General features: G+C 67.0%; 24 protein-coding genes. 11 read left to right on the top strand and 13 right to left on the bottom strand.

Annotated elements, in window-relative coordinates:
- Window positions 1–110 precede the first annotated feature (110 nt).
- Window positions 111–1,076: a helix-turn-helix domain-containing protein gene (locus J7024_RS28765; RefSeq protein ID WP_234745664.1), complete on the top strand. Its 966-nt coding sequence runs from the start codon at window positions 111–113 to the stop codon at window positions 1,074–1,076.
- 75 nt (window positions 1,077–1,151) lie between these two features.
- On the opposite strand, the gene J7024_RS28760 is transcribed toward J7024_RS28765, so the two are convergent.
- From J7024_RS28760 to J7024_RS28740, 5 genes are all read right to left on the bottom strand, one after another.
- On the bottom strand, window positions 1,152–2,717 hold the full coding sequence (locus J7024_RS28760) for a GMC family oxidoreductase (protein WP_124830402.1): 1,566 nt from the start codon (window positions 2,715–2,717) through the stop codon (window positions 1,152–1,154).
- A 146-nt stretch (window positions 2,718–2,863) separates the two neighbouring features.
- Entirely contained in the window at window positions 2,864–3,832 is a 969-nt protein-coding gene (locus J7024_RS28755) for a helix-turn-helix domain-containing protein (protein WP_124830401.1), read from the bottom strand.
- 57 nt (window positions 3,833–3,889) lie between these two features.
- Window positions 3,890–4,822 (bottom strand): hypothetical protein, encoded by a 933-nt coding sequence (locus tag J7024_RS28750; protein WP_233410052.1) that lies wholly within the window; start codon window positions 4,820–4,822, stop codon window positions 3,890–3,892.
- A gap of 211 nt (window positions 4,823–5,033) precedes the next feature.
- A complete protein-coding gene (locus J7024_RS28745) occupies window positions 5,034–5,981 on the bottom strand; it encodes an aldo/keto reductase (RefSeq protein WP_124830400.1) in 948 nt (315 codons plus the stop codon).
- Between the two features lie 295 nt (window positions 5,982–6,276).
- The gene (locus J7024_RS28740; protein WP_124830399.1) at window positions 6,277–6,897 is read right to left on the bottom strand and encodes a LysE/ArgO family amino acid transporter; all 621 of its coding nucleotides are present in this window, start codon (window positions 6,895–6,897) and stop codon (window positions 6,277–6,279) included.
- Window positions 6,898–7,002: 105 nt separating this feature from the next.
- Here J7024_RS28740 and J7024_RS28735 point away from each other — a divergent pair, with 105 nt between their 5' ends.
- Complete coding sequence (locus J7024_RS28735) at window positions 7,003–7,896, top strand: LysR family transcriptional regulator ArgP (RefSeq protein ID WP_124830398.1); 894 nt, start codon at window positions 7,003–7,005, stop codon at window positions 7,894–7,896.
- A 47-nt stretch (window positions 7,897–7,943) separates the two neighbouring features.
- On the opposite strand, the gene fnr is transcribed toward J7024_RS28735, so the two are convergent.
- The 3 genes from fnr to J7024_RS28720 all read right to left on the bottom strand — a co-directional run bounded on the left by fnr (window position 7,944) and on the right by J7024_RS28720 (window position 10,328).
- Window positions 7,944–8,690: a fumarate/nitrate reduction transcriptional regulator Fnr gene (gene fnr / locus J7024_RS28730; protein WP_175752349.1), complete on the bottom strand. Its 747-nt coding sequence runs from the start codon at window positions 8,688–8,690 to the stop codon at window positions 7,944–7,946.
- A 130-nt stretch (window positions 8,691–8,820) separates the two neighbouring features.
- On the bottom strand, window positions 8,821–9,288 hold the full coding sequence (locus J7024_RS28725; protein ID WP_124830396.1) for a universal stress protein: 468 nt from the start codon (window positions 9,286–9,288) through the stop codon (window positions 8,821–8,823).
- A 632-nt stretch (window positions 9,289–9,920) separates the two neighbouring features.
- On the bottom strand, window positions 9,921–10,328 hold the full coding sequence (locus J7024_RS28720) for a DUF3005 domain-containing protein (RefSeq protein WP_124830395.1): 408 nt from the start codon (window positions 10,326–10,328) through the stop codon (window positions 9,921–9,923).
- Between the two features lie 277 nt (window positions 10,329–10,605).
- On the opposite strand from J7024_RS28720, the gene J7024_RS28715 reads away from it, so the two are divergent.
- Window positions 10,606–10,839: a hypothetical protein gene (locus tag J7024_RS28715; RefSeq protein WP_114181230.1), complete on the top strand. Its 234-nt coding sequence runs from the start codon at window positions 10,606–10,608 to the stop codon at window positions 10,837–10,839.
- Between the two features lie 137 nt (window positions 10,840–10,976).
- The gene (gene epsC / locus J7024_RS28710) at window positions 10,977–11,897 is read left to right on the top strand and encodes a serine O-acetyltransferase EpsC (RefSeq protein ID WP_124830394.1); all 921 of its coding nucleotides are present in this window, start codon (window positions 10,977–10,979) and stop codon (window positions 11,895–11,897) included.
- A gap of 162 nt (window positions 11,898–12,059) precedes the next feature.
- Here epsC and J7024_RS28705 read toward each other — a convergent pair whose 3' ends face one another.
- The 3 genes from J7024_RS28705 to J7024_RS28695 all read right to left on the bottom strand — a co-directional run bounded on the left by J7024_RS28705 (window position 12,060) and on the right by J7024_RS28695 (window position 14,528).
- Window positions 12,060–12,863 carry an SDR family oxidoreductase gene (locus tag J7024_RS28705; RefSeq protein ID WP_124830393.1) on the bottom strand — a complete coding sequence of 268 codons (804 nt, stop codon included), beginning with the start codon at window positions 12,861–12,863 and terminating at the stop codon, window positions 12,060–12,062.
- A complete protein-coding gene (folE, locus tag J7024_RS28700; protein WP_124830392.1) occupies window positions 12,863–13,492 on the bottom strand; it encodes a GTP cyclohydrolase I FolE in 630 nt (209 codons plus the stop codon). Before folE ends, J7024_RS28705 begins: the two co-directional genes overlap by 1 nt.
- Before the next feature lie 109 nt (window positions 13,493–13,601).
- Window positions 13,602–14,528 (bottom strand): LysR family transcriptional regulator, encoded by a 927-nt coding sequence (locus J7024_RS28695; RefSeq protein ID WP_124830391.1) that lies wholly within the window; start codon window positions 14,526–14,528, stop codon window positions 13,602–13,604.
- Between the two features lie 116 nt (window positions 14,529–14,644).
- On the opposite strand from J7024_RS28695, the gene pobA reads away from it, so the two are divergent.
- The 7 genes from pobA to J7024_RS28660 all read left to right on the top strand — a co-directional run bounded on the left by pobA (window position 14,645) and on the right by J7024_RS28660 (window position 21,630).
- Complete coding sequence (gene pobA / locus J7024_RS28690) at window positions 14,645–15,877, top strand: 4-hydroxybenzoate 3-monooxygenase (protein ID WP_124830390.1); 1,233 nt, start codon at window positions 14,645–14,647, stop codon at window positions 15,875–15,877.
- A gap of 145 nt (window positions 15,878–16,022) precedes the next feature.
- Window positions 16,023–16,739, top strand: coding sequence for a 3-oxoacid CoA-transferase subunit A (locus J7024_RS28685; protein WP_124830389.1), 717 nt, complete (start codon window positions 16,023–16,025; stop codon window positions 16,737–16,739).
- 18 nt (window positions 16,740–16,757) lie between these two features.
- Window positions 16,758–17,414 (top strand): CoA transferase subunit B, encoded by a 657-nt coding sequence (locus J7024_RS28680; protein ID WP_124830388.1) that lies wholly within the window; start codon window positions 16,758–16,760, stop codon window positions 17,412–17,414.
- Between the two features lie 88 nt (window positions 17,415–17,502).
- The gene (locus J7024_RS28675; RefSeq protein ID WP_175762403.1) at window positions 17,503–18,876 is read left to right on the top strand and encodes a 3-carboxy-cis,cis-muconate cycloisomerase; all 1,374 of its coding nucleotides are present in this window, start codon (window positions 17,503–17,505) and stop codon (window positions 18,874–18,876) included.
- Window positions 18,876–19,661, top strand: a complete 786-nt coding sequence (gene pcaD, locus J7024_RS28670; protein WP_175770722.1) for a 3-oxoadipate enol-lactonase — start codon at window positions 18,876–18,878, stop codon at window positions 19,659–19,661. The genes J7024_RS28675 and pcaD overlap by 1 nt, the downstream gene beginning before the upstream one ends.
- Before the next feature lie 10 nt (window positions 19,662–19,671).
- Window positions 19,672–20,058, top strand: a complete 387-nt coding sequence (gene pcaC, locus J7024_RS28665; RefSeq protein WP_234745663.1) for a 4-carboxymuconolactone decarboxylase — start codon at window positions 19,672–19,674, stop codon at window positions 20,056–20,058.
- A gap of 213 nt (window positions 20,059–20,271) precedes the next feature.
- Window positions 20,272–21,630: an MFS transporter gene (locus J7024_RS28660; protein WP_234745662.1), complete on the top strand. Its 1,359-nt coding sequence runs from the start codon at window positions 20,272–20,274 to the stop codon at window positions 21,628–21,630.
- 130 nt (window positions 21,631–21,760) lie between these two features.
- On the opposite strand, the gene J7024_RS28655 is transcribed toward J7024_RS28660, so the two are convergent.
- Entirely contained in the window at window positions 21,761–22,009 is a 249-nt protein-coding gene (locus J7024_RS28655) for a hypothetical protein (RefSeq protein WP_124830384.1), read from the bottom strand.
- Window positions 22,010–22,117: 108 nt separating this feature from the next.
- Complete coding sequence (locus tag J7024_RS28650; RefSeq protein WP_175752353.1) at window positions 22,118–22,735, bottom strand: LysE family translocator; 618 nt, start codon at window positions 22,733–22,735, stop codon at window positions 22,118–22,120.
- Between the last annotated feature and the right edge of the window lie 382 nt (window positions 22,736–23,117).

Below are 23,117 nucleotides of genomic sequence, written 5' to 3'. Positions count from 1 at the left end.
TGGGCTGGACGAATTGCTTGATCGGGCCGGACATCGCACTGCACCAACGACAAGACTCACCATTCCCCAATCCGTGCCGCTCCGCACGACAGGCGCCAGCAGGAGGCGACGTGACGAATTCGACCGTTTTTTCACGCACGCGAGGCTCGACGGCCGACGTGCCGCTGCGCGACCGGATGGCGTACTGGGATGCGTTCAACGCCGCGACGCTGGTCGGGCTGCGCTGCTCGTCGCTGTCGCCGGCCGGGCTCGAGGTCGAGAAAACCGATCTCGCGCTGCCGGGCCTGGGCGTCGCGGACATCAGCGGCCGCGATCACGTGATCGAGCGCAGCCCCGCGCTGGTGCGCCAGTTGCCGAAGGAGTCGCTGTTTGCGTGCCAGATCCTGAGCGGGCGCGCGTATTTCATCCAGCGCGACCGGTGCCTGCTCGCGGAAGCCGGCGACGTGGTCGTGTACGACACCCGCGTGCCTTATCTGTTCGGATTCCTCACACCGATGCGGCAACTGCTGATCGACATTCCGATCACGACGTTCGACGATCGCTTCGATGCGGAGCTGGCGGCGCTGCCGCTGCGGATCGCGCCGAAGCCGGGGGCGGGCGCGATGCTGGGTGCGACGCTGCGCGCGAGCGTCGAGCGCTTCATGAAGGAGCCGGTCGAGGGCGACGCCGCGCGTTTCGTCGAGCACACGCGCACGCTGGTTGCCGAACTCATCGACGTCGAAGTGAACGGTGCGGGCGCATCGCGTGCGTCGTTGTCGTATCTGCTGACCGCGAAGCAGTACATCGCGACCCATCTCGGCGAGCCGGAGTTGGGACCGCAGGCGGTTGCCGATGCGGTCGGGCTGTCGTTGCGGCACCTGAGCCGGCTGTTTGCCGCCGAAGGCGAGTCGATCACGCAGCACATCTGGTTCGAGCGGCTGTCGCATGCGCACCGCGAACTGACCGATGCGCGGTTGCGCAAGACGAGCATCGGCGAGATCGCATTTCGCTGGGGCTTCTCGAGCCAGGCGCACTTCAGCCGCGCGATTCGCGAACGCTACGGCGCATCGCCGATGACGCTGCGCAGCGCCTGTTGAAGCGGCGAAATCGACGTTGAGGCGGCGCGTGATTCACGCGCCGCTTTCATTTTCATTGCCGCGCGGAGTGCGCCGTCAATTCGCCAGCAAGAATTCCGCGCAGCGCTCCGCGATCATGATCGTCGGCGCGTTCGTGTTGCCCGACACGATGCGCGGCATCACCGATGCGTCGCAGATCCGCAATCCGTCGATCCCTTGCACCGCGAGACGCGGCGTCACGACCGCATTTTCATCGCTGCCCATCCGGCACGTGCCGGCCGGATGGTAGACGGTTTTCGCGCGATGCCGCACGTAGTCGGCCAGCGCGTCTTCGGTCAGCGGCTCGGCTTCGCGCACGACACGCGCGAGCGACGGCGCACGAAGGATGTGCCGCGCGAGCGCGACACCGCGCACGAGGCCGTCGACGTCCGCCGGGTCGGATAGCGCGCCGCTGTCGAAGCGGATCGGCGCGGCGGGATCGTTGCCGCGCAACTGCACCGAGCCGCGCGAGCGTGGCCGCAACAGGCACGGGTTGATCGACAGGCCGTGACCGGGCAGTGGTTCGCGATCGACGTCGCCGACGAGCGTCGGCAGCACGTGGAACTGGATGTCCGGACGGCCTTCGCCCGTGGTATCGACGAACGCGCCCGATTCGACGACGTTCGACGTCAGCAGGCCCGTGCGGCTCAGCATCCACTGCAATCCGTGGCGCAGCGCCTTCAACCCGCGATCCTCGCCAAGCAGGCTGATCGGTGCGTGGCTGTACCCGTAAATCGACACTTCGAGATGGTCCTGGTAATTCGCGCCGACCTCGGGGCTGTCGTGCAGCACGTCGATGCCGTGCGCGTGGAGATGCGCACCCGGCCCGATGCCAGACAGCATCAGCAGCTTCGGTGTACTGAGCGAACCGGCGGCCAGCACGACGTCGGCGCGGGCGGCCGCCGAACCGGCTGCGCCGCTTTCCGTGCGCCATTCGACGCCCGTCGCGCGCCGGCCGTCGAAGCGCACGCGCGTCGCGCGGCAGCCGGTCAGCACGCGCAGGTTCGCGTGGCCAAGCGCGTCGGCGAGATAGGTCGCCGCGGTGCTGCCGCGCTGTCCATCGAAAATCGTCGTGTGATAGAAGCCGACGCCGTGCTGCACGGCGCCGTTGAAATCGTCGTTGTACGCGATGCCGGCTTCCTGCGCGGCCTTCACGAACGCGAGGCTCAGCGGATGCCGGAAGCGCGTGTCGCCGACCTTCAACGGTCCGTCGGTGCCGTGGAACGGCTCGGACAGCCGCAGGTGCGATTCGGCGCGCTTGAACACCGGCAGCACGTCGTCCCAGCCCCAGCCGGCGCAGCCGAGCGCGGCCCATTCGTCATAGTCTGCGCGCGTGCCGCGCACATACAGCATCGCATTGACCGAACTGCCGCCGCCGAGCGTGCGGCCTTGCGGCACGTAAGTCTTGCGCCCCGCCGCGCCGGCTTGCGGCTCGCTTTCGAACGTCACCGTGCGCTGCGTACCGAGCACGCGGATGAATGTCGCCGGAATCCGGATGAACAGGCTGTCGTCCTTCGGGCCGTCCTCGAGCAGCAGCACGCGCCTGCCCGCCTTCACCAGTCGATGTGCCACCGTGCAGCCGGCCGAACCGCCGCCGACGACGATATGGTCGTACGTCTCCATCCCGCTTCTTCTCCTTGCTGTCGGGCGGCGGAACGAGCACCGCCGCGCAAGAAGCCAGCTTATCGACGGGCATGCGGACCTGTTTGACCGGGACGGACGCCATGCTTGCCTCGCATGGACACGGCGGTGCCGGGCGTGAACGGGTCCTAGCGTGCTTCGGCCGGCACGCGCGTGTCGCTCGGCGTCTCGCCGAAGCGCGCACGATAGCTGCGGCTGAAGTGCGCGCTGTTGTTGAACCCCCAGCGGAACGCGATTTCGCTGACCGTCAGGTGTTTCAGCGACCGGTCGCGCAGATCGGCGCGGCAGCGTTCGAGACGCCGCGCGAGGATGTAGCGCGTGAGCGGCATCCCTTCGATCTCGAACACGCGCGCGAGCTGGCGCGGCGACAGGTTGAGCGCGCGGCTGACCGACTGGCTGTCGAGATCGTCGTCGGCGAGATGGCTGTCGATGAACGTCTTCGCGCGCGACAGCGTATGGACGGTCGACTTGGTCGGCGACGCGTCGCCGTCGCGCAGCCGCAGCATCGACTGCATCACGTCGAGCATCGTCGCGGCGCGCTGTTCGCGTGCAGCGGGCGCCGTTTCATAAGGCTCGGCGAGCAGCGCGTACATCCGCTGCACGGCCCATGACGTGACGCCGTCGCCGCGGTCGATCTTGACGACGCTGCGGTAGCGCCACGGACCGACGCGCGCCTCGAAGATATCGCGCGGCACGTCGAGCACGGTCATCGCCATGTTGGCCGGGAAGCCGTGGCCGTACGGCATCGACGTGTCGTACAGCACGATGTCGCCGGGCGCATGCTGGATGCATTCGACGTCCTGGAACGTATAGCCTTGTCCTTCGTGCATCAGGCAGACGAATACGGCGTCGCGCTGGTCCGCGTGAATGTTGTGCGGCGTGCGCACGACCGCGTGCCGGTTCGCGACGATGTCGCACACGCCGAGCAGGCCGAGGTCGCGCCTGCGCAGCGTCGCGTCGATGCCCTCGGACGATTTTCCGCTGCACTCGATGCGCACGAGCGAGCGGGCGACGTGGTCGACCCAGAAGTCGACGCGTTCGTCGCCGCGTACGGCACGCGTCGAGATCGTGACGCTTCCCGTGCTGATGTCCGGCATGACGTTCTCCCAATGACCGCCCGAGCGGCGCAGTCTCGGGCACGTCGCGGGGCGCGGTCAATCGGTGAAAGACCCGGGCCTGGCCGGGACGTGCGAGGGGCGGCGGGTTGCGGGCGGATGTCCTTCCGAGTCAACGACGGTGGCCGTGTCAGACAAAACATGCGCGCGTATTCGGACTAGATTGCCCGGTCTGACGCGGGCTTGCTTCGACGACCCGGCCGGCAGTCCGAGCGAAACGTCCTGCTCGTAGCCCATCTTGCTGTCGCGGAACTCGACGGTCACGTGACCGGCGCGCTGTGCATCGGTGACGTTCGCGTAGATCGGCGTCATCACCATCCCCGCATCGCATCCGAGCGCGATCGTGCGATCGGTGCGCCCCGTCGCGATGTTCACCGCGCGCAGCGATCGCATCGCGATCCCGCATTGGTCGGACAGCGTGTAGGCGCCGATCAGCATGTGCGTCTTCATACGGGACCACATCGGGATGTCGATGGTGCCGTCGAGCTGAAGGTGATCGCGATCGTTGTCGTTCAGGCGCCCGACTTCGTTCAGCGTGACCGGGAGCGTCTTCCGGCCATCGTCCCAGAGACCGGTTGCCGTTTTGCCCGTGACGGCGATCGCGATCGGGCAAGGCTTCGGCCGCGACGGCGATGCGGGCGGTACGACCGGCGATTCGGCAGTCGATGCGGGTGGCGACGCCTCGCACAGCGTCATGCGGCCGTCGGGCTCGCGATGGCCCTGCAGCGGAATCGGCTTGCGATGCGCGTCGTAGTAGTAGCTGCCGTCGACGCGCCAGCGGCCCGCGTCGTTGTGGTCGAGCGCGTCGTAAGTCTGCAGCGACACGTGGACGGGGGCACTGCCGATCGTGCCGGTGTAGTTCACGACCTCGTACCAGCCGGCATGGGACACGGCCGGCGCGAATGCGAGCAGCGCGGCGACGGCTGCGGAGGGCAGGCGGGCGTAACGGGAGCGGCGGGTGTTCCGGGGCATGGGCGGTTCCGTGCGTGGTGTTCGTCCGGGCACGGATACCGGTTCGATCAGGTCGAGCCGCCCGGCCGTCGGGGCGCACGCCATTGTATCGATCCCCCACGCACGAATTGCATGCGTCGCGAATGCGACGACACCGGAACGCAGATGACACGGGCCGGCCGCGGAACCGCCGTACGACGCGATTCCACCGACCGGCCCGTCGCAAACGGCCTCAGGCTGCGCTGGCCTCGTCGATCTTGCGGATATCGTCGTCGTCGAGCCGCACGCGGATCGCTTCGCCGAGCAGCGCGAGCTGTTCGAGCGACGTCGCACTGGCGATCGGCGCGGTGATCGTCGGCCGTGCGATCTGCCATGCGAGCGCGATCGCGGCCGGCTGCGTGCCGTGCTTGGCCGACACGTCGTCGAGCGCCTCGAGGATGCGCAGCCCGCGCTCATTGAGATAGCCGGCGACGCGATCGCCGCGCACGCTCTTCTTCAGGTCGGCCTCGCTGCGGTATTTGCCCGACAGGAAGCCGCTCGCGAGCGCGTAGTAGTTGACGACGCCGAGCTTCAGGTCGCGCACGACCGGTTCGAGATCGCGTTCGTACTCGGCGCGGTCGATCAGGTTGTATTCCGGCTGGATCACCTGGTACGCAGGCAGGCCGTCGCGCCGGCTGATGTCGGCGGCTTCGCGCAGGCGCGCGCCGCTGTAGTTCGATGCACCGATGATGCGCACCTTGCCCGCGTCGATCAGCGTCTGGTACGCGGCGAGGGTTTCTTCGAGCGGGGCCGTGTCGGCGAGATCGCGGTGCGAGAAATACAGGTCGATGTAGTCGGTCTGCAGGCGGCGCAGCGAATCGTCGGCGGCCTTCAGGATGTTGTCCCTGGTCAGCCCCGCGCGCGCGGCGAGCAGGCCGACCTTGGTCGCGATCACGACCTGTTCGCGCTTGCCGGAGCGCTTGAGCCACTTGCCGATGATCGTTTCCGATTCGCCGCCGCTGTTGCCGGGCGCCCAGGCCGAATAGACGTCGGCCGTGTCGATGAAGTTGATGCCGGTGTCGGCGAGCGCGTCGAGCAACGCGAACGATGCGTTCTCGTCGACGGTCCAGCCGAAGACGTTGCCGCCGAAGGCGAGCGGTGAAACCTGGATGTCCGACGTGCCGAGGGTGCGTAGTGCCATGTTTCTCTCCGAAATCTGCGAGGTGACGGGATCGAACTACGGATGGGACGAGATGACGGCGACGAGACGGCGGGGGTGCGACGCGCTTGCGCCGTTGTCGCGGGACTCGGGACATTCTCGCCGATCGCTCGAAATCGTGCAGCCGGCACGCGGCCGTGGAGGCGGAGGAATCGCGGCGGATAGCGGACGTGTCGTCCGTTGCATGGTGAGCCGGTCGGCTGCGTTCGATCCGGAACTGAATTTTGTCGCGGACGCGGGCGGCAAGCTGCCGCCCGCGCTTCGGTCGGCGGATGTGTTACCGCAACTGCACCGCCGCCAGGAACAGCACCATCCCGCCGATCGCGCCGTCGAGTACGCGCCACGCGACGGCCTTGCGGAACCACGGCGCGAGCAGTCGCGCACCGTATCCGAGCCCGAGGAACCACACGACGCTGACCGACATCGCGCCGACGGCGAACGCGAAGCGCGCGCCTTCCGGTTCGCGTGCGCCGGCCGTGCCGATCAGCAGGAAAGTGTCGAGATACACGTGCGGGTTGAGCCACGTGAACGCGAGCGTCATCAGCACGATCGCGGCCGCGCTTTGCGGCGGCGGCGCGACTGCATCGCCGCGAACGTCGAGCGTTTCGTGTCCCGGCTTGAACGCGCGGCGCAGCGCGTTGATGCCGAACCACGCGAGATACGCGAGACCGACGTACAGCACCGCGTGGACGAAGGTCGGATAGCGTTCGACGAGCACCGACGCGCCGCCGACGCCCGCGCCGATCAGGATCATGTCCGACAGCGCGCACAGCAGCACGATCTTGCCGACATGCGAGCGCATGATGCCTTGCCGGAGCACGAACGCGTTCTGCGCGCCGATGGTGACGATGAGCGACGCGCACAGGGCCACGCCGTGAGAAAAAGCGATCCAGTTCATGATGGGGAATTGACAGCAGTAGACGGGTGAATCGGTTAGCGCTAGTCTGCGGTCAGCTCCGGAATAAGAGAAGCTAATTAACCTAATGTAGATTAAGGAAATCTAATGCTGGACTACGCGTTGCTCGACGCCCTCGCGGCGGTGATCCGCCACGGCTCGTTCGAACGGGCGGCCAAGGAGCTGAACGTCACGCCGTCGGCGGTGTCGCAGCGCGTGAAACTGCTGGAGGAGCGCGTCGGCAGCGTGCTGGTCAAGCGCGGGCAGCCATGCGTCGCGACGACCTCGGGCGCGCTGCTGTGCCGGCATACGGAGCGCGTGCAGTTGCTCGAGGCCGAACTGGGCGGCCGGATGCCCGCATTGCCGGGCCAGGTCGCGAGCGCCTGGCCGACGCTGCGTGTGGCCGTGAACGACGACAGCGTCGCGACGTGGTTCATCGACGCGGTCGGGCCGTTCTGCATGGAGCGCGAGACGTTGCTCGACCTCGTGATCGACGATCAGGACTACACGGCCGCACGCATTCGCGACGGCAGCGTGCAGGGCGCGGTGACCGCGCAGGCCGAGCCGATCCAGGGGTGCCGGTCGACCCGGCTCGGGTGCATCCGCTATCGCGCGGTGTGTTCGCCGGCGTTTCACGAGCGCTATTTCGGCGCCGGCATCACGCGCGATGCGCTGCGCCGTGCGCCGTGCGTGATGTTCAATCCGAAGGACGGGCTGCAGGCGCGCTTCATCCGGCGTGTGACACGTGCGGATCTCGATCCGCCGCAACACTGGATACCGCACGTCGCCGGGTATCTGCGCGCGTGCGAAACGGGGCTGGGATGGGGAATGTGCCCGGACCGGATGGTCGATCGCCAGCTGGCAGCAGGCGAACTGGTCGACATGTCGCGCGGGCGGACGGTCGACATCGAGCTTTACTGGCAGAGCTGGCGCCTGTCGATCGGCTGGCTCGACGATTTCAGCGCGGCGCTGAAGGCGCGCGCCGCGCTGTTTCTCGACTGATCTGGACGGGGAAGACGTGCGGCGCGTATCACATGCGCCGAGCTGGGTCAGACGTGATGCAGGCCGTCGAAGTCGACGATCTGCACGAGGCGGCCCTGCATTTCGATCAGGCCGCGCTTCTGGAACTTCGACAGCGTGCGGCTGACCGTTTCGAGCGTCATGCCGAGGTAGCTGCCGATGTCTTCGCGCGTCATCCGCAGGTTGAATTCCGACGGCGAGTAACCGCGCTTCAGGTAACGCTGCGACACGTCGAGCAGGAACGCGGCGACGCGCTCTTCCGCATTCAGCGAACCGAGCAGCATCGTCTGCGACGTTTCGCGCACGATCTGCTCGCTCATCAGCTTGTGCATGCGCAGTTGCATCGTGCCGGCTTCCGAGCACAGCGCTTTGAGCGCGCTGTACGGAATCACGCAGACCGAGCTGTCTTCCAGCGCGACCGCCGTGCGCGGGTGCGTGTCGTCGCAGATGCCGTCGAGGCCGAGCGCTTCGCCCGCGAGGTGCAGGCCGGTGACCTGTTCGCGGCCGTCATGGCGCGTGGCGACGGTTTTCAGCGAACCCGAACGTACGGCATACAGGTTGTCGAACGTATCGCCTTCGCGGAACAACGCTTCGCCGCGCTTGACCGGGCGAGCCGCGCAGATGACCGATTCGAGGCGGCTGAGCGCTTCGGGTGCGAGGCCCTGCGGCATGCACAGATGACGCATTGCGCACGACGAGCAGTGAGGGGCCTGGCGGGGCGCCCAACTGCCTGCATGGGAAGGGGCGGCGGGGCGTGTGGCGACGGGCGTCAGCATGATCGTTTACTCCGGCGTTGAATCGACGGAATCATTGTCCCACCGCAAGTTGGCGCTGTCGGGTGACAAAACGTCGCGATCGCGCGCGCATGCTGGCCGCTGCGTATGAACCGTGCGCGCGCGGACCTGCTCAGCTCTCCTGCTCATCCGTGCGCGAGGCGGCCGGGATCAGCAGCACGGGCAGCGTCGCATGGCGCACGCACTGTTCCGCGATGCTGCCGAGCACGAGGCGGCGGAACCCGCGCCGGCCGTGCGTGCCGAGCACCAGCAGGTCGGCGCCGAATGCTTTCGCGCCATCGAGGATCAGGGTCGATACGTCGTTGAGCGACGACGCTTCGCTCATCAGCGTCTCGCCCTTCACGCCCGCCGCCTGCATCAGCTTCCTGAAATCCGCCGCGAGCGCGTTGCCTTGCGCGACGAGCTGGTCGCGCAGCACGGACGGATCGTAGCCCGGCACGTTGTAGTAGATCGCGGCGTTCTCGACGACGTAGAACGGCTGCAGTTCCGCGCCGTGCTCTTTCGCGAGTGCGAGTGCGGCATCGAATGCGTGGCGGGACGTGTCGCTGCCGTCGATGGCAACCAGAATGCGCTTGTACATAGTGTCTCCGAGTGGCGGGTTGAACGGAAGTCGGCCGAATGGCCGGGCAGACCGTGCGTCGTTGCGAGGCAGAGTAAACCAACGGCAGGGACTTTGCAGCGACGCGCCGGTCGTATCGATCGGCGCGCGCGATCGCGGCGCTTGCGCCGTTGCAGCGGGGCACGCCGAGCGCAAGCCATGCGCGCGTCGCATGCTGCGCTGCGACGCGCGCGATGGATCGCGACGCCGCGTCGGCCGGCCCGGCGGCGCGTTGCGGCAGTCGGTGGCGAGATGACGGCGTGCGAACGCCGTGCAGATACCGCATCGTGACGGCAGAGGTCGCACCGGCGTCGCGCGATGGTCCGGGATGCGGCACCGTCCGCCGATGCACGACGCCGTCCGCTTCGGCGAAGCTCGCGCGCGTGCCTCTATTGAATCGCAACCGCGTCGCGAACGGCCTGATTTCGATCAACATCGATGCATTCACATCGATCGAACGTGCGCTGCGCACCCGCGCGTCGTCGCGAATCGGCGCCGGTATCGATGCCGATACGGAAGATCGCCCGCGCGTGCACCGAACGCAGGTCGGGCACACGCGGCCATCGACCCGCGCGTCGCTCCGGCAAACGAACGATCGATTCAAACACCGCGCGCTACTTCGGCACCGCGGCGATCTCGATCACGCGTTCGGGCCGGCGTCCGTGTCCGGGCCAGTACGCGCTGCCGTACATCCTGTGAACCGGGCCGAACAGTTCGTCGCCTGCGTGCGGCGGTGCATCGAAACCTTTCTCGATCACCGTGTAGCCGGCCCGCAGCGCGAACGCCGGGTGATTGCCGCCCGGGCGGCTGTCGAAGCCCGCGAAGCCGTCGCCGGCTTCGGGCATTGCGTTGACGAGCGACGCGTTGCTGCGCGTGATTTGATCGGGCGAGATCGCGCCGCCTGCAAGACGCGACGCCTCGCGATTCTTGCCGTCGGTGTCGACGGTGCTGTCGTGCGTGTCGTCGTTGTCGAGTTCGATGCTGCGCGGATGCGCGGTGTGCGCTTGAGCTGACGATTCCATCGCGGGTCTCCTGGCGGCGAAGCGCTCCGGATCGAAGCAAGTCCCGTTCCGGGCACGACGGGAAAAGGCGCGCGGGCGATCGCCGCGGTCGCGCGGCGCGCATTGATTTGTCGTGATTTATTTCAGCTAGAACACGCGTTTTCTACAGAGTATGATTCTTTTCCTGCGAAGCGGCGACAAGGGAAGCAATCTCGCCGTCTCTGCCCGCGCCGGGGGCCGCAGCACCCTTAAAGACGGGTAGTGAACAACAAAGCAAGGGACTAGAGGTGGCGGATTCATGCAAGCGACTACTGCCTTCACGCACCGCGGTTATCTGTTGAATTGCGCGCCCGCGCGCGCCAGTGACGGGTCGTTCAAGCCCTACGTCGTGATCTCCCGATCGAGCGACGGGGAACTCGTCGCCAATCGCTTTTTTCCGATCGAACTCCAGTTCAACGACGAAGGCGCAGCGATCGCGCACGCGCGCGACTGGGCCGTGCGCTGGATCGACGCGAGCAGCATCACGATCTGACGCCGGCGCGCACCGGCAGCATTGGCCATCCGGCCGATCCGCCGCGGGCCGCTGCCGGACGAAAAACGCGGTAATCTTGCGGAACCCGTCACTTTATTAGCGGCCGTGCGACTGCGCGCGGCTGCCTGCATTGGCATATGTCGACATCACCCGCCCGTCAGTGGGGCCTCGAAGAAATCGTCGCCGGTTTGCGCGAGTCGCGCGAGGAACTCCATCGCACGCGACATCCGCGCGGCATTCGCGAACTGCCGTCGCGCGACGCGATCTGCAAGATTGTCACCGGCCTGCGCGCGTCGATGTTTCCGACGCATTACGGCGCACCCGATCTCACCGACGAAAGCGTCGACTATTACGTCGGCCATACGCTCGAAAGCACGCTGCGCGTATTGTCCGAGCAGATTCGCCGCGCGCTGCCGTTCCTGCCCGAACATGTGGACACGCCGTTCGCGGCGCTCGACGAGCGCGCATTCGAGATCGCGCGCGAGTTCGGGCGGCAGTTGCCGTCGATCCGCGCACTGCTGGTCAGCGACATCCAGGCTGCGTATGCAGGCGATCCGGCCGCGCAGCACATCACCGAAATCCTGCTGTGCTACCCCGGCGTGCTGGCGATGATGCACCATCGGCTCGCGCATGCGTTGCACAGGCTCGGCGTGCCGCTGCTCGCCCGGTTCATCAATGAAATCGCCCACTCGGCTACCGGCATCGACATTCACCCGGGCGCGCAGATCGGCCCGAGTTTCTTCATCGACCACGGCACCGGCGTCGTGATCGGCGAAACCGCGATCATCGGCGAGCGCGTGCGCGTGTATCAGGCCGTCACGCTCGGCGCGAAGAGTTTCCCGGCCGATGGCGAAGGCACGCTGGTCAAGGGCAACGCGCGGCATCCGATCGTCGAGGACGACGTCGTGATCTACGCGGGCGCGACCATTCTCGGCCGCGTGACGATCGGGCGCGGCTCGGTGATCGGCGGCAACGTATGGCTCACGCACAGCGTGCCGCCCGGCACGAGTGTCGCGCAGGGCAAGGTTCGGGAAGGCGGGAGCGGCGAGAAGCCGTAACGCGGCGTGCGAACGCGCGGGCGTGGCTCTGCGCAACGCAGCGGATGGGGCAGGATGGATCGGCGGCCAGGCCGCCGTCGGGCGCTATCGGGCGTGAGCGGCGCAAAGCCCGGTCGACCCGGCGCACGGAGGCGGCGCGCAGCCGCCTTCGTTCATCGAGCCTCAGTGCTTGCCGGCCGGCGAGCGGTGCTTGTACAGCACGTCCTGATCGACGCGGATCAGGTTCTGCCCCGCATCGACGACGAAATCCACGCCGTTGTACGCGCTGCCCGTGAGCAGCATGATCGCGCTGGCGACGTCGTCGGGGCCGGCGATGCGCGCGAGCGGCGTCGATGCGCGGCTCGCGTGTTCGAAGTCGGCCTGCGTCTGATCGTCGCTCGGCAGCATCAAGCCGGGGAACACCGCGTTCACGCGCAGCACCGGCGACGACGACAGCGCGAGCATCTGCGTGAGGTTGCCGAGCGCGGCCTTCGCGACCGTGTAGCTGAAGTGGTCGCGGTGGAAGTTTTCCTTGATCTTCTGGTCGACCACGTTGACGACGACGCCCTGCGTGCCGGCCGCACGGGCCCGCTCGTAGAACGCGCGCGTAAGCAGGATCGGCGCACGGCAATTGACGGCCCACGCCTGGTCGAACGCCGCGAGGTCGAAGCTCGGGAAGTGGTCCTGCCAGAACACCGACGCATTGTTGACCAGCACGTCGAGGCGGCCGAAGCGCGCATAGACCTGGTCGATCAGCGCGGTGATCTGCACGGCATCCGACAGGTCGGCCTGTAGCGCGACCGAATCGTGCCCGCGCTCGGCGATCGTGCGTGCCGCCGCTTGCGCGGCATCGGCCGAGCGGTCGTAGTGCACTGCGGTGCGATAGTCGTGCGCGGCGAAATACTCGGCGAACGCGCGCCCGGCCCGGCGCGCGGCGCCGGTCACGAGCACGACGGGCGCGTTCGCCGCTTGCTTCGTAGACTGCATTACGTATTCGTCAGGTTGACTGAAGAAGGATTCGCGACGATCGACAGGAATTCGCGCCGCGTCGACGGATCTGTGCGGAAGGTGCCGAGCATGCGCGACGTGACCATTTCGACGCCCGGCTTGTGCACACCGCGCGTCGAGATGCACTGGTGCGCGGCCTCGAGAATCACGCCGACGCCCTTCGGCTGCAGCACGTCGAACAGCGTGTCGGCGATCTGCACGGTCATTTTTTCCTGGATCTGCAGGCGCTTCGCGAACGCGTCGACGAGGCGCGCGAGCTTCGAGATGCCGACGACGCGATGGTTCGGCAGATACGCCACGTGTGCGCGGCCGATGATCGGCACCATGTGGTGCTCGCAGTAGCTCTCGAAGCGGATGTCCTTCAGCACGATCATCTCGTCGTAGCCGTCGACTTCGCTGAAGGTGCGCGCGAGGATGTCGCGCGGGTCGAGCGCGTAGCCGGCGAAGAACTGTTCGTAGGCGCGCACGACGCGTGCGGGCGTGTCGAGCAGGCCTTCGCGGGCGGGATCGTCGCCGGCCCAGCGCAGCAGCACGCGAACGGCATCCTCGGCTTCTTGCCGGCTCGGTCGGGATGCGGCCGGCTCGGGCCGCGCGGATTTTTTACCCATCAGGTCGCTCCATCGAATTCAGCCGCCCGCGGCGGCGCGATCTGGCCATTGTTTCATGCTTTCGCGGGTCGTGCGTGCGGCCGGCCGCTCACCCGTCGTTCACCTTTCCTCACTTCGGCCATTCGTCCTGCTCGTCGTTGAACAGCGACGCGACGACCCCGCGCAGCCATGCGGTGCGCGGGTCGTTGTGGAACTTGCGATGCCAGTGCTGCTTCAGGTCGAAACGCGGCAGCGGCAAGGGCGGCTCGACCGGCACGATGAACGCGTGCTCGGCCGCATACGCATAGCCGATCGCGTGCGGCACCGTCGCGATCAGGTCGGTGCGGCTCAGGATGAACGGCAGGCTCATGAAGTGCGGCGTCTCGAGCACCGCGCGGCGCTGCATGCGCTGTTTCGCGAGGTATTTCTCGAGCACCTCCTGGCTGCGCCCTTCGGCGCGCACCACCGCGTGGCCGCATGAGAGGAACTGCTCGGCCGTGAACGGACGCGCCTGTTCGAGCGGATGGCCGCGCCGCATCAGGCAGACGAACCGGTGCGTGAACAGTCGCTGCTGGAAGAAGTTGTTGCCGTCGAGATCGGGGAAGTAGCCGACCGCGAGATCGATCGAACCGGCCTCGAGGCCGCGGCCGACTTCGTCGTGCGCGAGCGAGACCGAGCGCAGGTTCGCGTACGGCGCGCGTGTCGCGAACGCCTGCAGCAGCTTCGGCAGGAACACGATCTCGCCGACGTCCGACAGCGCGATCGAGAACGTGTGCGTGCTCGCCGCCGGGTCGAAGTCGTGCGGCGCGACGAGGCCGCGCTCGATCTGCGCGAGCGCGTCGCGCGCGGCCGGCAGCAGCGCGAGCGCGCGCGGCGTCGGCTCCATCCCGCGCGACGTGCGCACGAACAGCGGATCGCCGAAATACTCGCGCAGGCGGCCGAGCGCCGTGCTCACGCGCGGCTGGCTCACGCCGAGCAGGTCGCCGGCGCGACTCACGTTGCGCGTGTCGTCGAGCGCGACGAGGTAGGGAATGAGGTTCAGATCGAGGGCATCCATCGCCAGGCGACTATCGGAAAGACGTATACAACTTATCTCCAAAATCGCGTTGCCGCATAGTCGGGAAAGCGCTCAAATTGTTTCCATTACTCGAACCAATGTTCAGGAGACGAACAATGCGCACCCAAGTCGCCATCATCGGCGCCGGCCCGTCCGGCCTTTTGCTTTCCCACCTGCTGCGCCTGCAAGGCGTCGATTCCATCCTCGTCGAAGCGCGCTCGCGTGAATACTGCGAGAACCGCATCCGTGCCGGCGTACTGGAGCAGGGCACGGTCGACACGCTGAACGAAGCCGGTCTCGGCGACCGGATGCGCCGCGAAGGGCTCGAGCATCACGGCATCGAACTGCTGTTTTCGGGCCAGCGCCACCGCATCGACCTGAGCGCGCTCACCGGCGGTCGTGCGATCACCGTCTACAGCCAGCATGAAGTCGTGCGCGACCTGATCGCGGCCGGCGACGCGCATGGCCACCCGATGCATTTCGAAGTCAGCGACGTCGTGCTGCACGACGTCGAAAGCGAGCGCCCGTTCGTCACGTTCAAGCACGCGGACGGCCGCGCCGAGCGCATCGACTGCGACTACATCGCTGGTTGCGACGGCTTCCACGGCATCGCGCGGCAGACGATTCCCGCCGAGCGGCTGAAAACGTTCGAGCGCGTGTATCCGTTCGCGTGGCTCGGCATCCTCGCCGACGCGGCGCCGTCGCTCGACGAGCTTGTCTATGCGCATCACGCGAACGGTTTCGCGCTGTTTTCGATGCGCTCGCCGACGGTCACGCGCCTGTACCTGCAGTGCCAGCCCGACGAAAACCTCGCCGAATGGTCCGACGCGCGGATCTGGGACGAACTGCACACGCGTTTCTCGAACGACACCGGCTGGACGCCGACCGAGGGCCGGATCACGCAGAAGAGCGTGACGCCGATGCGCAGCTTCGTGTCGGAGACGATGCAGCACGGGCGGCTCTTCCTCGCCGGCGACGCCGCGCACATCGTGCCCCCGACCGGCGCGAAGGGGATGAACCTCGCGGTGGCCGACGTCCGCGCGCTCTCCCGCGCGCTGGGCGCGCGCTACCGCAACGGCGACGCGGCGCCGCTCGAGCGCTATTCGGCGACCTGCCTCGAGCGCGTGTGGCGCGCGGAGCACTTCTCGTACTTCATGACGAACATGCTGCACTCGTCGCCGGACGACACGCCGTTCGTCAACCGGCTGAAGCTCGCGGAACTGAAATACGTGACCCGCTCGCCGGCCGCCGCGCAGTCGCTGGCCGAGAACTACGTCGGGCTGCCGTTCGACGATGCGGCGACCCCCGAGGCATCCCGCCTTGACAACGCGCTGTGCGCGACTCTATGATCGGCCCATCGTTCGCTAATCGAATCTAGGTTCGAATGGCGAACAAATGCCGAAGGTCGACGATGGCCTTCGGCGCGGCACGCGACACGCGCGTGTCCCCTCGACAGGCCGCGCATCGTGCCGCGGGTTCGTATCAGGAAGAGACATGGTCAACAAGATTTTCGAATCGCTTCAGTCGGCCGTCGCCGACGTCCACGATGGCGCGACAATCATGATCGGCGGTTTCGGCACGGCAGGCATGCCGTCCGAGCTGATCGACGCGCTGATCGAGCAGGGCGCGCGCGGCCTGACGATCGTCAACAACAACGCGGGTAACGGCGAGACGGGTCTCGCCGCGCTGCTCAAGGCCAAGCGGGTGAGCAAGATCATCTGCTCGTTCCCGCGCCAGAGCGACTCCCAGGTGTTCGACGCGCTGTACCGCGCGGGCGAAATCGAGCTGGAGCTCGTGCCGCAGGGCAACCTCGCCGAGCGCATTCGCGCGGCGGGTGCCGGCATCGGCGGCTTCTTCACGCCGACGGGCTTCGGCACGAAGCTCGCGGAAGGCAAGGAAACGCGCGTGATCGACGGCAAGTCGTATGTGTTCGAGACGCCGATCCACGCCGATTTCGCGCTGGTCAAGGCATACAAGGGCGATCGCTGGGGCAACCTGGTGTATCGCAAGACCGCGCGCAACTTCGGGCCGATCATGGCCAGCGCCGCGAAGGTCGCGATCGTGCAGGTGTCGGAAGTCGTGCCGCTCGGCGCGCTGAACCCGGAACACATCGTGACGCCCGGCATTTTCGTGCAGCGCGTCGTCGAAGTGCCGCAGGCCGCGCATGCGGCCGAGCTGGCCGCCGAACGTGCCGCGTCGCACGCCGCCTGACCGCCTGAGGAGACTGCAATGAAACGACTGACCCGCGATGAAATGGCCAAGCGCGTCGCCCAGGACATCCCCGAAGGCGCGTACGTGAACCTCGGCATCGGCGTGCCGACGCTGGTGGCGAACCACCTCGACCCGAGCAAGGAAATCTTCCTGCACAGCGAGAACGGCCTGCTCGGCATGGGCCCGGCGCCCGCGCCAGGCCAGGAAGACGACGAACTGATCAACGCCGGCAAGCAGCACGTGACGCTGCTCACTGGTGGCGCGTATTTCCATCACTCGGATTCGTTCGCGATGATGCGCGGCGGCCACCTCGACTACTGCGTGCTCGGCGCATTCCAGGTGTCGGCGAACGGTGATCTCGCGAACTGGCATACCGGCGCGCCCGATGCGATTCCGGCCGTTGGCGGCGCGATGGATCTCGCGATCGGTGCGAAGCAGGTGTTCGTGATGATGGAGCACCTGACGAAGCAGGGCGAGAGCAAGATCGTCGCGGCGTGTTCGTATCCGGTGACCGGCGTGCAATGCGTGAGCCGCATCTATACGGACCTCGCCGTGCTCGACGTGACGGCCGACGGCCTCGCGGTGAGCGAGATCTTCACCGACCTGTCGTTCGACGAACTGCAGAAGCTGACCGGCGTGCCGCTGATCGACGCGACGCGCCAGGCCGCGGCCTGAACCGCGAGCGTGCCGGCCCGCTCGTTCGAGCGCACGCCGGCACGCTTGGGTAGACAATAGGCGCACGCCGTTTCCCTACTCTGATGCCATGCTCGAAGACAGCGCCCGCCTGACCTCCCTCATCTGCGGCACCGAGCCGCTCAACCGGATCTGGTCGCCCCGTGCGACGATCCAGCGCATGCTCGACGTCGAAGCCGCGCTCGCGCGTGCGCTCGCCGTGCAGCAGGTGATTCCCGCCGCCGCGGTCGCGCCGATCGAGCGCGCATGCGACGCCGATCGGCTCGATGCCGACGCGCTTGCGCATGGCGCGGCGCTCGGCGGCAATCTCGCGATTCCGCTCGTCAAGCAGCTCACCGCGCAAGTGAAGGCCGACGACCCCGAGGCCGCGAAGTTCGTGCACTGGGGTGCGACGAGCCAGGACATCATCGATACCGCGACCGTGCTGCAGCTGCGCGATACGCTCGATGTGCTCGAGCCGCTGCTCGACGAAGCGTGCGCGTCGCTCGCGACCCTCGCGCGCGCGCATCGTGCGACGCCGATGATCGGCCGCACGTGGCTGCAGCAGGCGCTGCCGATCACGCTCGGTCTCAAATTCGCGCAATGGCTCGATGCGCTGCTGCGCCATCGCGCGCGCTTCGCCGAATTGCGCGAGCGCGTACTGGTGCTGCAGTTCGGCGGCGCCGCCGGCACGCTCGCGAGCCTGCGCGAACAGGCATCCGGCGTGACCGCCGCGCTCGCCGCCGACCTGAAGCTCGCCGTGCCGGCCGTGCCGTGGCATACGCAGCGCGACCGCATCGCGGAAGCCGCGTCGTGCTTCGGAATGCTGACCGGCACGCTCGGCAAGATCGCGCGCGACGTGTCGCTGCAGATGCAGACCGAAGTCGGTGAACTTGGCGAACCGGCCGCCGCCGGCAAGGGCGGTTCGTCGACGATGCCGCACAAGCGCAACCCGGTCGGCTGCGCGGCCGTGCTGACCGCCGCGGTGCGTGCGCCGAACCTCGTCGCGACCGTGTTCGCGGGGATGGTCCAGGAGCACGAACGCGCGCTCGGCGGCTGGCAGGCCGAATGGGATGCGCTGCCCGATCTGGCTCGCCTGACCGGCGGCGCGCTCGCGCAGATCGCCCAGATCGTCGCGGGCCTCGACGTGAACACCGAGCGTCTCGCCGCGAACCTCGGCCTGACGCACGGGCTGATTCTCGGCGAAGCCGTGATGCTCGCGCTCGGCGACCGGATCGGCCGGCTCGATGCGCACCATGTCGTCGAGCACGCGTCGAAGGAAGCCGTGCGCACCGGCGCGACGCTGTTCGACGTGCTCGCCGCCGATGCAACCGTGTCCGCTCACCTGTCGCGCGACGCGCTCGCGCGGCTGCTCGATCCCGCACATTACGTCGGCGAGGCGCAGGCCTATGTCGACGCCGTGCTCGCGCTGCACGCGGGTGCGAAACAACCAGGAGAACATTGATGCCCTTCGCCACTGTCAACGGCGTGAAACTGCATTACCGGATCGACCGTGCCGCGCGCGACGACGCGCCGTGGCTCGTCTTTTCGAACTCGCTCGGCGCCGACTTGCAGATGTGGGCGCCGCAGATTCGTCCGCTCGCGCAGCACTTCAACATCCTGCGCTACGACACGCGCGGCCATGGCCATTCCGAAGCGCCGGCCGGCTCGTACACGGTCGACCAGCTCGCGGGCGACGTGATCGGCCTGCTCGACCACGTCGGCATCGATCGCGCGTATTTCTGCGGGATTTCGATGGGTGGCCTGACCGGCGCCGCGCTCGCCGCGCGCTTCCCGTCGCGCATCGTGCGGGCCGTGCTGGCGAACACCGCCGCGAAGATCGGTTCGCCGGAAGTGTGGGCGCCGCGTGCGCAGAAGGCGCGCGCCGAAGGGATGGCCACGCTGGCCGACGCCGTGCTGCCGCGCTGGTTTACCGACGCGTTCGTCGGGCGCGAGCCGCGCCTGTTCGACGCGATCCGCGACACCTTCGTGCATACCGACAAGGACGGCTATGCGGCGAACTGCGACGCGCTGAACGCGGCCGACCTGCGCGAGGAGGTGAAGGGCATCGCGCTGCCGGTGCTCGTCGTGACCGGCGAGAAGGACATGTCGACGCCGCCCGACCAGGGCCGTGCGCTGGCTGCCGCCATTCCCGGCGCGCGTCACGTCGAATTCGACGCGGCGCACATTTCGAACATCGAGTGCACCGACGGTTTCAACCGCGCGCTGCTCGAATTCCTGACCGCGTGAGGCCCCGACGATGGATGATCAGCAACGTTACGAAGCAGGGATGAAGGTGCGCCGCGCGGTGCTCGGCGACGCGCACGTCGATCGTTCGATCGAGAACCGCACCGAGGTGACCGAGGAATTCCAGAACCTGATCACCCGTTATGCGTGGGGCGAGATCTGGACCCGCGACGGCCTGCCGCGCCATACGCGCAGCCTGCTCACCATCGCGATGATGGTCGCGCTGAACCGTGGCGAGGAACTCGCGCTGCACTTGCGCGCCGCGCGCAACAACGGCGTGACGCGTGACGAGATCAAGGAAGTGCTGCTGCAGACTGCGATCTATTGCGGTGTGCCGGCCGCGAACTCCGCGTTCCATCTCGCGGACAAGATATTCAAGGAACAGGATGGGGCCACCTAGGTGCGGCTGAATAACACGACCGGTTCGCGCCGGACGTGACCCGATCGCGACGCCTGCCGCAGCCGGCAGGTGTCGACGATGCATGACGCGCCGGCGGCGAATCGGCGCGCGAACAAGGAAAGACGCGGTCATGAGGCCGCGTTATTCATATCTGCGTTACATGGGACCGGGAGCGCGCGCAAGCGCCAACCTCGGTCGACAAGGAGACTCGCGATGAATCGCGCACCCGTGGTCGATGTCCAGACCTTCATCAACGAGCAGCCGTTCGGCGGCTTTCAGTGGCTCGTGTTTCTGATGTGTTTCGTGATCGTGCTGCTCGACGGCTTCGATACGGCCGCGATCGGCTTTATCGCGCCGTCGCTGCTCGGCGAATGGAACCTGACCAAACCCGATCTGGCGCCCGTGCTGAGCGCCGCGCTGTTCGGCCTCGCGTGCGGCGCGCTGGTGTCGGGTCCGCTTTCCGATCGACTCGGACGCCGCTCGCTGCTGGTCGGTTCGGTGCTGCTGTTCGGCGTCGCGTGTTTCGTGTCCGCGTTCTCGACGACCATCGGGCACCTGACGATCCTGCGTTTCGTCACCGGCGTCGGCCTTGGTGCCGCGATGCCGAACGCGGTCACGATGATGGGCGAGTTCTGCCCGGACCAGCGCCGCGCGACCGTCATCAACCTGATGTTCTGCGGCTTTCCGCTCGGTGCGGCGTTCGGCGGCTTTCTCGCCGCGTGGATGATCCCGCATTTCGGCTGGCGTAGCGTGCTGATGCTCGGCGGCGTGACGCCGCTGCTGCTCGGCGTGCTGCTGCTGTTGAAGATGCCTGAATCGGTGCGTTTTATGGTGGCGCAGGGGAGGAGCGTCGACCGGATCCGCGCGACGCTCGCGCGCATCTCGCGCGATGCGATGAACGCCGGCTCGTTCGCGATGACCGAAGCGGCGCCGCAAACCGGCAGCCAGGGCCTTGGCGTCGTGCTGTCGCGCTCGTACATCGTCGGCTCGGTGATGCTGTGGGTCGCGTACTTCATGGGCCTCGTGATCTTCTACGCGTCGATCAACTGGATGCCGATCCTGCTGAAGGATGCGGGCCTCACGCCGAAGAGCGCGACGCTGATCTCGGCACTCTTCCCGCTCGGCGGCGTCGGCGCGGTGCTGTGCGGCGTGCTGATGGACCGCTTCAATGCGAACCGCGTGATCGCCGTGTGCTATGCGCTGACCGCGATCAGCGTGTATGCGATCGGGCAGGCTGCGGGGAACGTCGGGTTGCTCGTGCTGGTCGTGTTCGTGGCCGGCGTGCTGATGAACACGGCGCAATCGTCGATGCCGGCGCTCGCCGCCGCGTTCTATCCGACCGAAGGGCGCGGCACGGGCGTGGCGTGGATGCTGGGCGTCGGCCGCTTCGGCGGGATCGCCGGCTCGTTCCTCGTTGCGGAACTGACGCGCCGGCATTTCTCGTTTGCCGGCGTGTTCGCGACGATCGCGGTGGCGGGCCTGCTCGCGTGCGTTGCGTTGCTGATCAAGCAGAAGGCGCGGCCGCACGGCGTCGCGCAGCCGGCCGGCAAGATCGAATCGCTCGGGCATTGAGCGGACGCGGGGCCGGGGCGATGCGCCGGCCCGGTGTGCCGAGGTTGCCGCGGTGGATCGCAAGACGGCCGACACGCAACGACAGGACGGGTCGCTTCGGCGGCCCGTCGTCATTTCGGCCGTCGCGCCATTACTCCTCCGCGTCGTGTTCCTTGACGAAGTTGCGCAGATACGCGCGCAGCGCGGCTTCCTGGCTGCGATGATCGGCATGATTCGCGGCGCCCAACTCTTCCTCGTCGCCGAACAGCGTGGGCGGCGCACAGTACGTACCCACTTCTATGTTTTCGCGCAGCACGCGGATGTCGTGCGTCAGCGGGCGATACTCGGCGACCCAGTGCATGCCCTCGATGTGTTCGCCGGCTTTCAGCATTGGCTTCATCGGCACTCTCCATGCGGCAGCGGCGCAACCGCAGAAGCGGTTGCACGCGCCCGTACCAAAAGGGTACGCCTGCATGGCGTGAAGCTCAATGGGTGCACTTGCGAGCGCTTACTGCGGCAGCAGGTGCGCGACGAGCGGATACAGCGACAGAATCAGCAGCATGGCCATCGTCACGTTGAAGATGCGCAGCGCGCGGCTGTTCGACAGGAAGCGGCGCAGGCCGAGGCCGAACGCGGCCCACAGGCTGATGCACGGAAAGCCGATCAGGATGAAGACGACGGCCATCCACGCGGCGTTCATGCCGTAGTCGGCGGACAGGCGGATCGTCGTTGCGGCGGTCAGTACCATCATCCATGCCTTCGGATTGACCCACTGGAACGCGGCGGCTTCGAGGAACGTCATCGGCCGCGGCTTGGCGCCTTGTGCCTTCACTTCGCCCGATGTGCCGATGCGCCACGCGAGGTACAGCAGGTACGCGACGCTTGCGATTTCGAGGATGGTGTATAGCACCGGTACGCGGCGGAACGCTTCGCCGAGGCCAAAGCCGACGCACAGCATCAGGATCGCGACGCCGGTGCTGATGCCGAACAGGTGCGGCATCGTGCGGCGGAAGCCGAAATTGACGCCGGATGCGAGGAGCATCGTGTTGTTCGGGCCGGGTGTGATCGAGGTGACGAGCGCGAACAGCATGCCGGCGGGCAGCGCGCTCAGGGTGAGGAATTCCATCGCGGATTCTCCATTCATGTTCGGGGCTGGGATGGAGTCAGTGTAGCGACGGTTTTCGGTACAGTACCGGTACAGTTTGTTTGACGATTACCGGTACGGGGCGTTCGCGCGCCAATTTTCGGTGGGCGCTTGGTGTTGTCTCTCAGAAAAGATGTCCGCAGTCTCAATAAGTTGTCTTTGAATAATTGGCTACCTTTCATGCGTTGGGAATGTAACCCGTATGGATAGGCAGAAAATGATCGGAGAATATTTGGCAATGACGGCCTACGACGCAATGTTTAGTCGATGGTGTCAGATCGATGTCGCCGCATTGGCGACGCTCAATCGCCGTTTCACGTCTGGGGCGTGTCTCCACAAGCCAATGGGGAGGTCGATGCTTAGC

Source organism: Burkholderia sp. WTPI3, from assembly GCF_021483755.1.
Classification (GTDB): domain Bacteria; phylum Pseudomonadota; class Gammaproteobacteria; order Burkholderiales; family Burkholderiaceae; genus Burkholderia.
Note: the sequence above shows the minus strand (reverse complement) of the source record. Positions and strands in the feature narration are given on the sequence as shown.

Excerpts from the sequence above, each read along its gene's own strand:
- J7024_RS28760 (WP_124830402.1), bottom strand. The coding sequence starts at position 2,717 with ATGGAGACGTACGACCATATCGTCGTCGGCGGCGGTTCGGCCGGCTGC.
- J7024_RS28755 (WP_124830401.1), bottom strand. The coding sequence starts at position 3,832 with ATGCCGGACATCAGCACGGGAAGCGTCACGATCTCGACGCGTGCCGTA.
- J7024_RS28750 (WP_233410052.1), bottom strand. The coding sequence starts at position 4,822 with ATGCCCCGGAACACCCGCCGCTCCCGTTACGCCCGCCTGCCCTCCGCA.
- J7024_RS28745 (WP_124830400.1), bottom strand. The coding sequence starts at position 5,981 with ATGGCACTACGCACCCTCGGCACGTCGGACATCCAGGTTTCACCGCTC.
- J7024_RS28740 (WP_124830399.1), bottom strand. The coding sequence starts at position 6,897 with ATGAACTGGATCGCTTTTTCTCACGGCGTGGCCCTGTGCGCGTCGCTC.
- J7024_RS28735 (WP_124830398.1), top strand. The coding sequence starts at position 7,003 with ATGCTGGACTACGCGTTGCTCGACGCCCTCGCGGCGGTGATCCGCCAC.
- fnr (WP_175752349.1), bottom strand. The coding sequence starts at position 8,690 with ATGCTGACGCCCGTCGCCACACGCCCCGCCGCCCCTTCCCATGCAGGC.
- J7024_RS28725 (WP_124830396.1), bottom strand. The coding sequence starts at position 9,288 with ATGTACAAGCGCATTCTGGTTGCCATCGACGGCAGCGACACGTCCCGC.
- J7024_RS28720 (WP_124830395.1), bottom strand. The coding sequence starts at position 10,328 with ATGGAATCGTCAGCTCAAGCGCACACCGCGCATCCGCGCAGCATCGAA.
- J7024_RS28715 (WP_114181230.1), top strand. The coding sequence starts at position 10,606 with ATGCAAGCGACTACTGCCTTCACGCACCGCGGTTATCTGTTGAATTGC.
- epsC (WP_124830394.1), top strand. The coding sequence starts at position 10,977 with ATGTCGACATCACCCGCCCGTCAGTGGGGCCTCGAAGAAATCGTCGCC.
- J7024_RS28705 (WP_124830393.1), bottom strand. The coding sequence starts at position 12,863 with ATGCAGTCTACGAAGCAAGCGGCGAACGCGCCCGTCGTGCTCGTGACC.
- folE (WP_124830392.1), bottom strand. The coding sequence starts at position 13,492 with ATGGGTAAAAAATCCGCGCGGCCCGAGCCGGCCGCATCCCGACCGAGC.
- J7024_RS28695 (WP_124830391.1), bottom strand. The coding sequence starts at position 14,528 with ATGGATGCCCTCGATCTGAACCTCATTCCCTACCTCGTCGCGCTCGAC.
- pobA (WP_124830390.1), top strand. The coding sequence starts at position 14,645 with ATGCGCACCCAAGTCGCCATCATCGGCGCCGGCCCGTCCGGCCTTTTG.
- J7024_RS28685 (WP_124830389.1), top strand. The coding sequence starts at position 16,023 with ATGGTCAACAAGATTTTCGAATCGCTTCAGTCGGCCGTCGCCGACGTC.
- J7024_RS28680 (WP_124830388.1), top strand. The coding sequence starts at position 16,758 with ATGAAACGACTGACCCGCGATGAAATGGCCAAGCGCGTCGCCCAGGAC.
- J7024_RS28675 (WP_175762403.1), top strand. The coding sequence starts at position 17,503 with ATGCTCGAAGACAGCGCCCGCCTGACCTCCCTCATCTGCGGCACCGAG.
- pcaD (WP_175770722.1), top strand. The coding sequence starts at position 18,876 with ATGCCCTTCGCCACTGTCAACGGCGTGAAACTGCATTACCGGATCGAC.
- pcaC (WP_234745663.1), top strand. The coding sequence starts at position 19,672 with ATGGATGATCAGCAACGTTACGAAGCAGGGATGAAGGTGCGCCGCGCG.
- J7024_RS28660 (WP_234745662.1), top strand. The coding sequence starts at position 20,272 with ATGAATCGCGCACCCGTGGTCGATGTCCAGACCTTCATCAACGAGCAG.
- J7024_RS28655 (WP_124830384.1), bottom strand. The coding sequence starts at position 22,009 with ATGAAGCCAATGCTGAAAGCCGGCGAACACATCGAGGGCATGCACTGG.
- J7024_RS28650 (WP_175752353.1), bottom strand. The coding sequence starts at position 22,735 with ATGGAATTCCTCACCCTGAGCGCGCTGCCCGCCGGCATGCTGTTCGCG.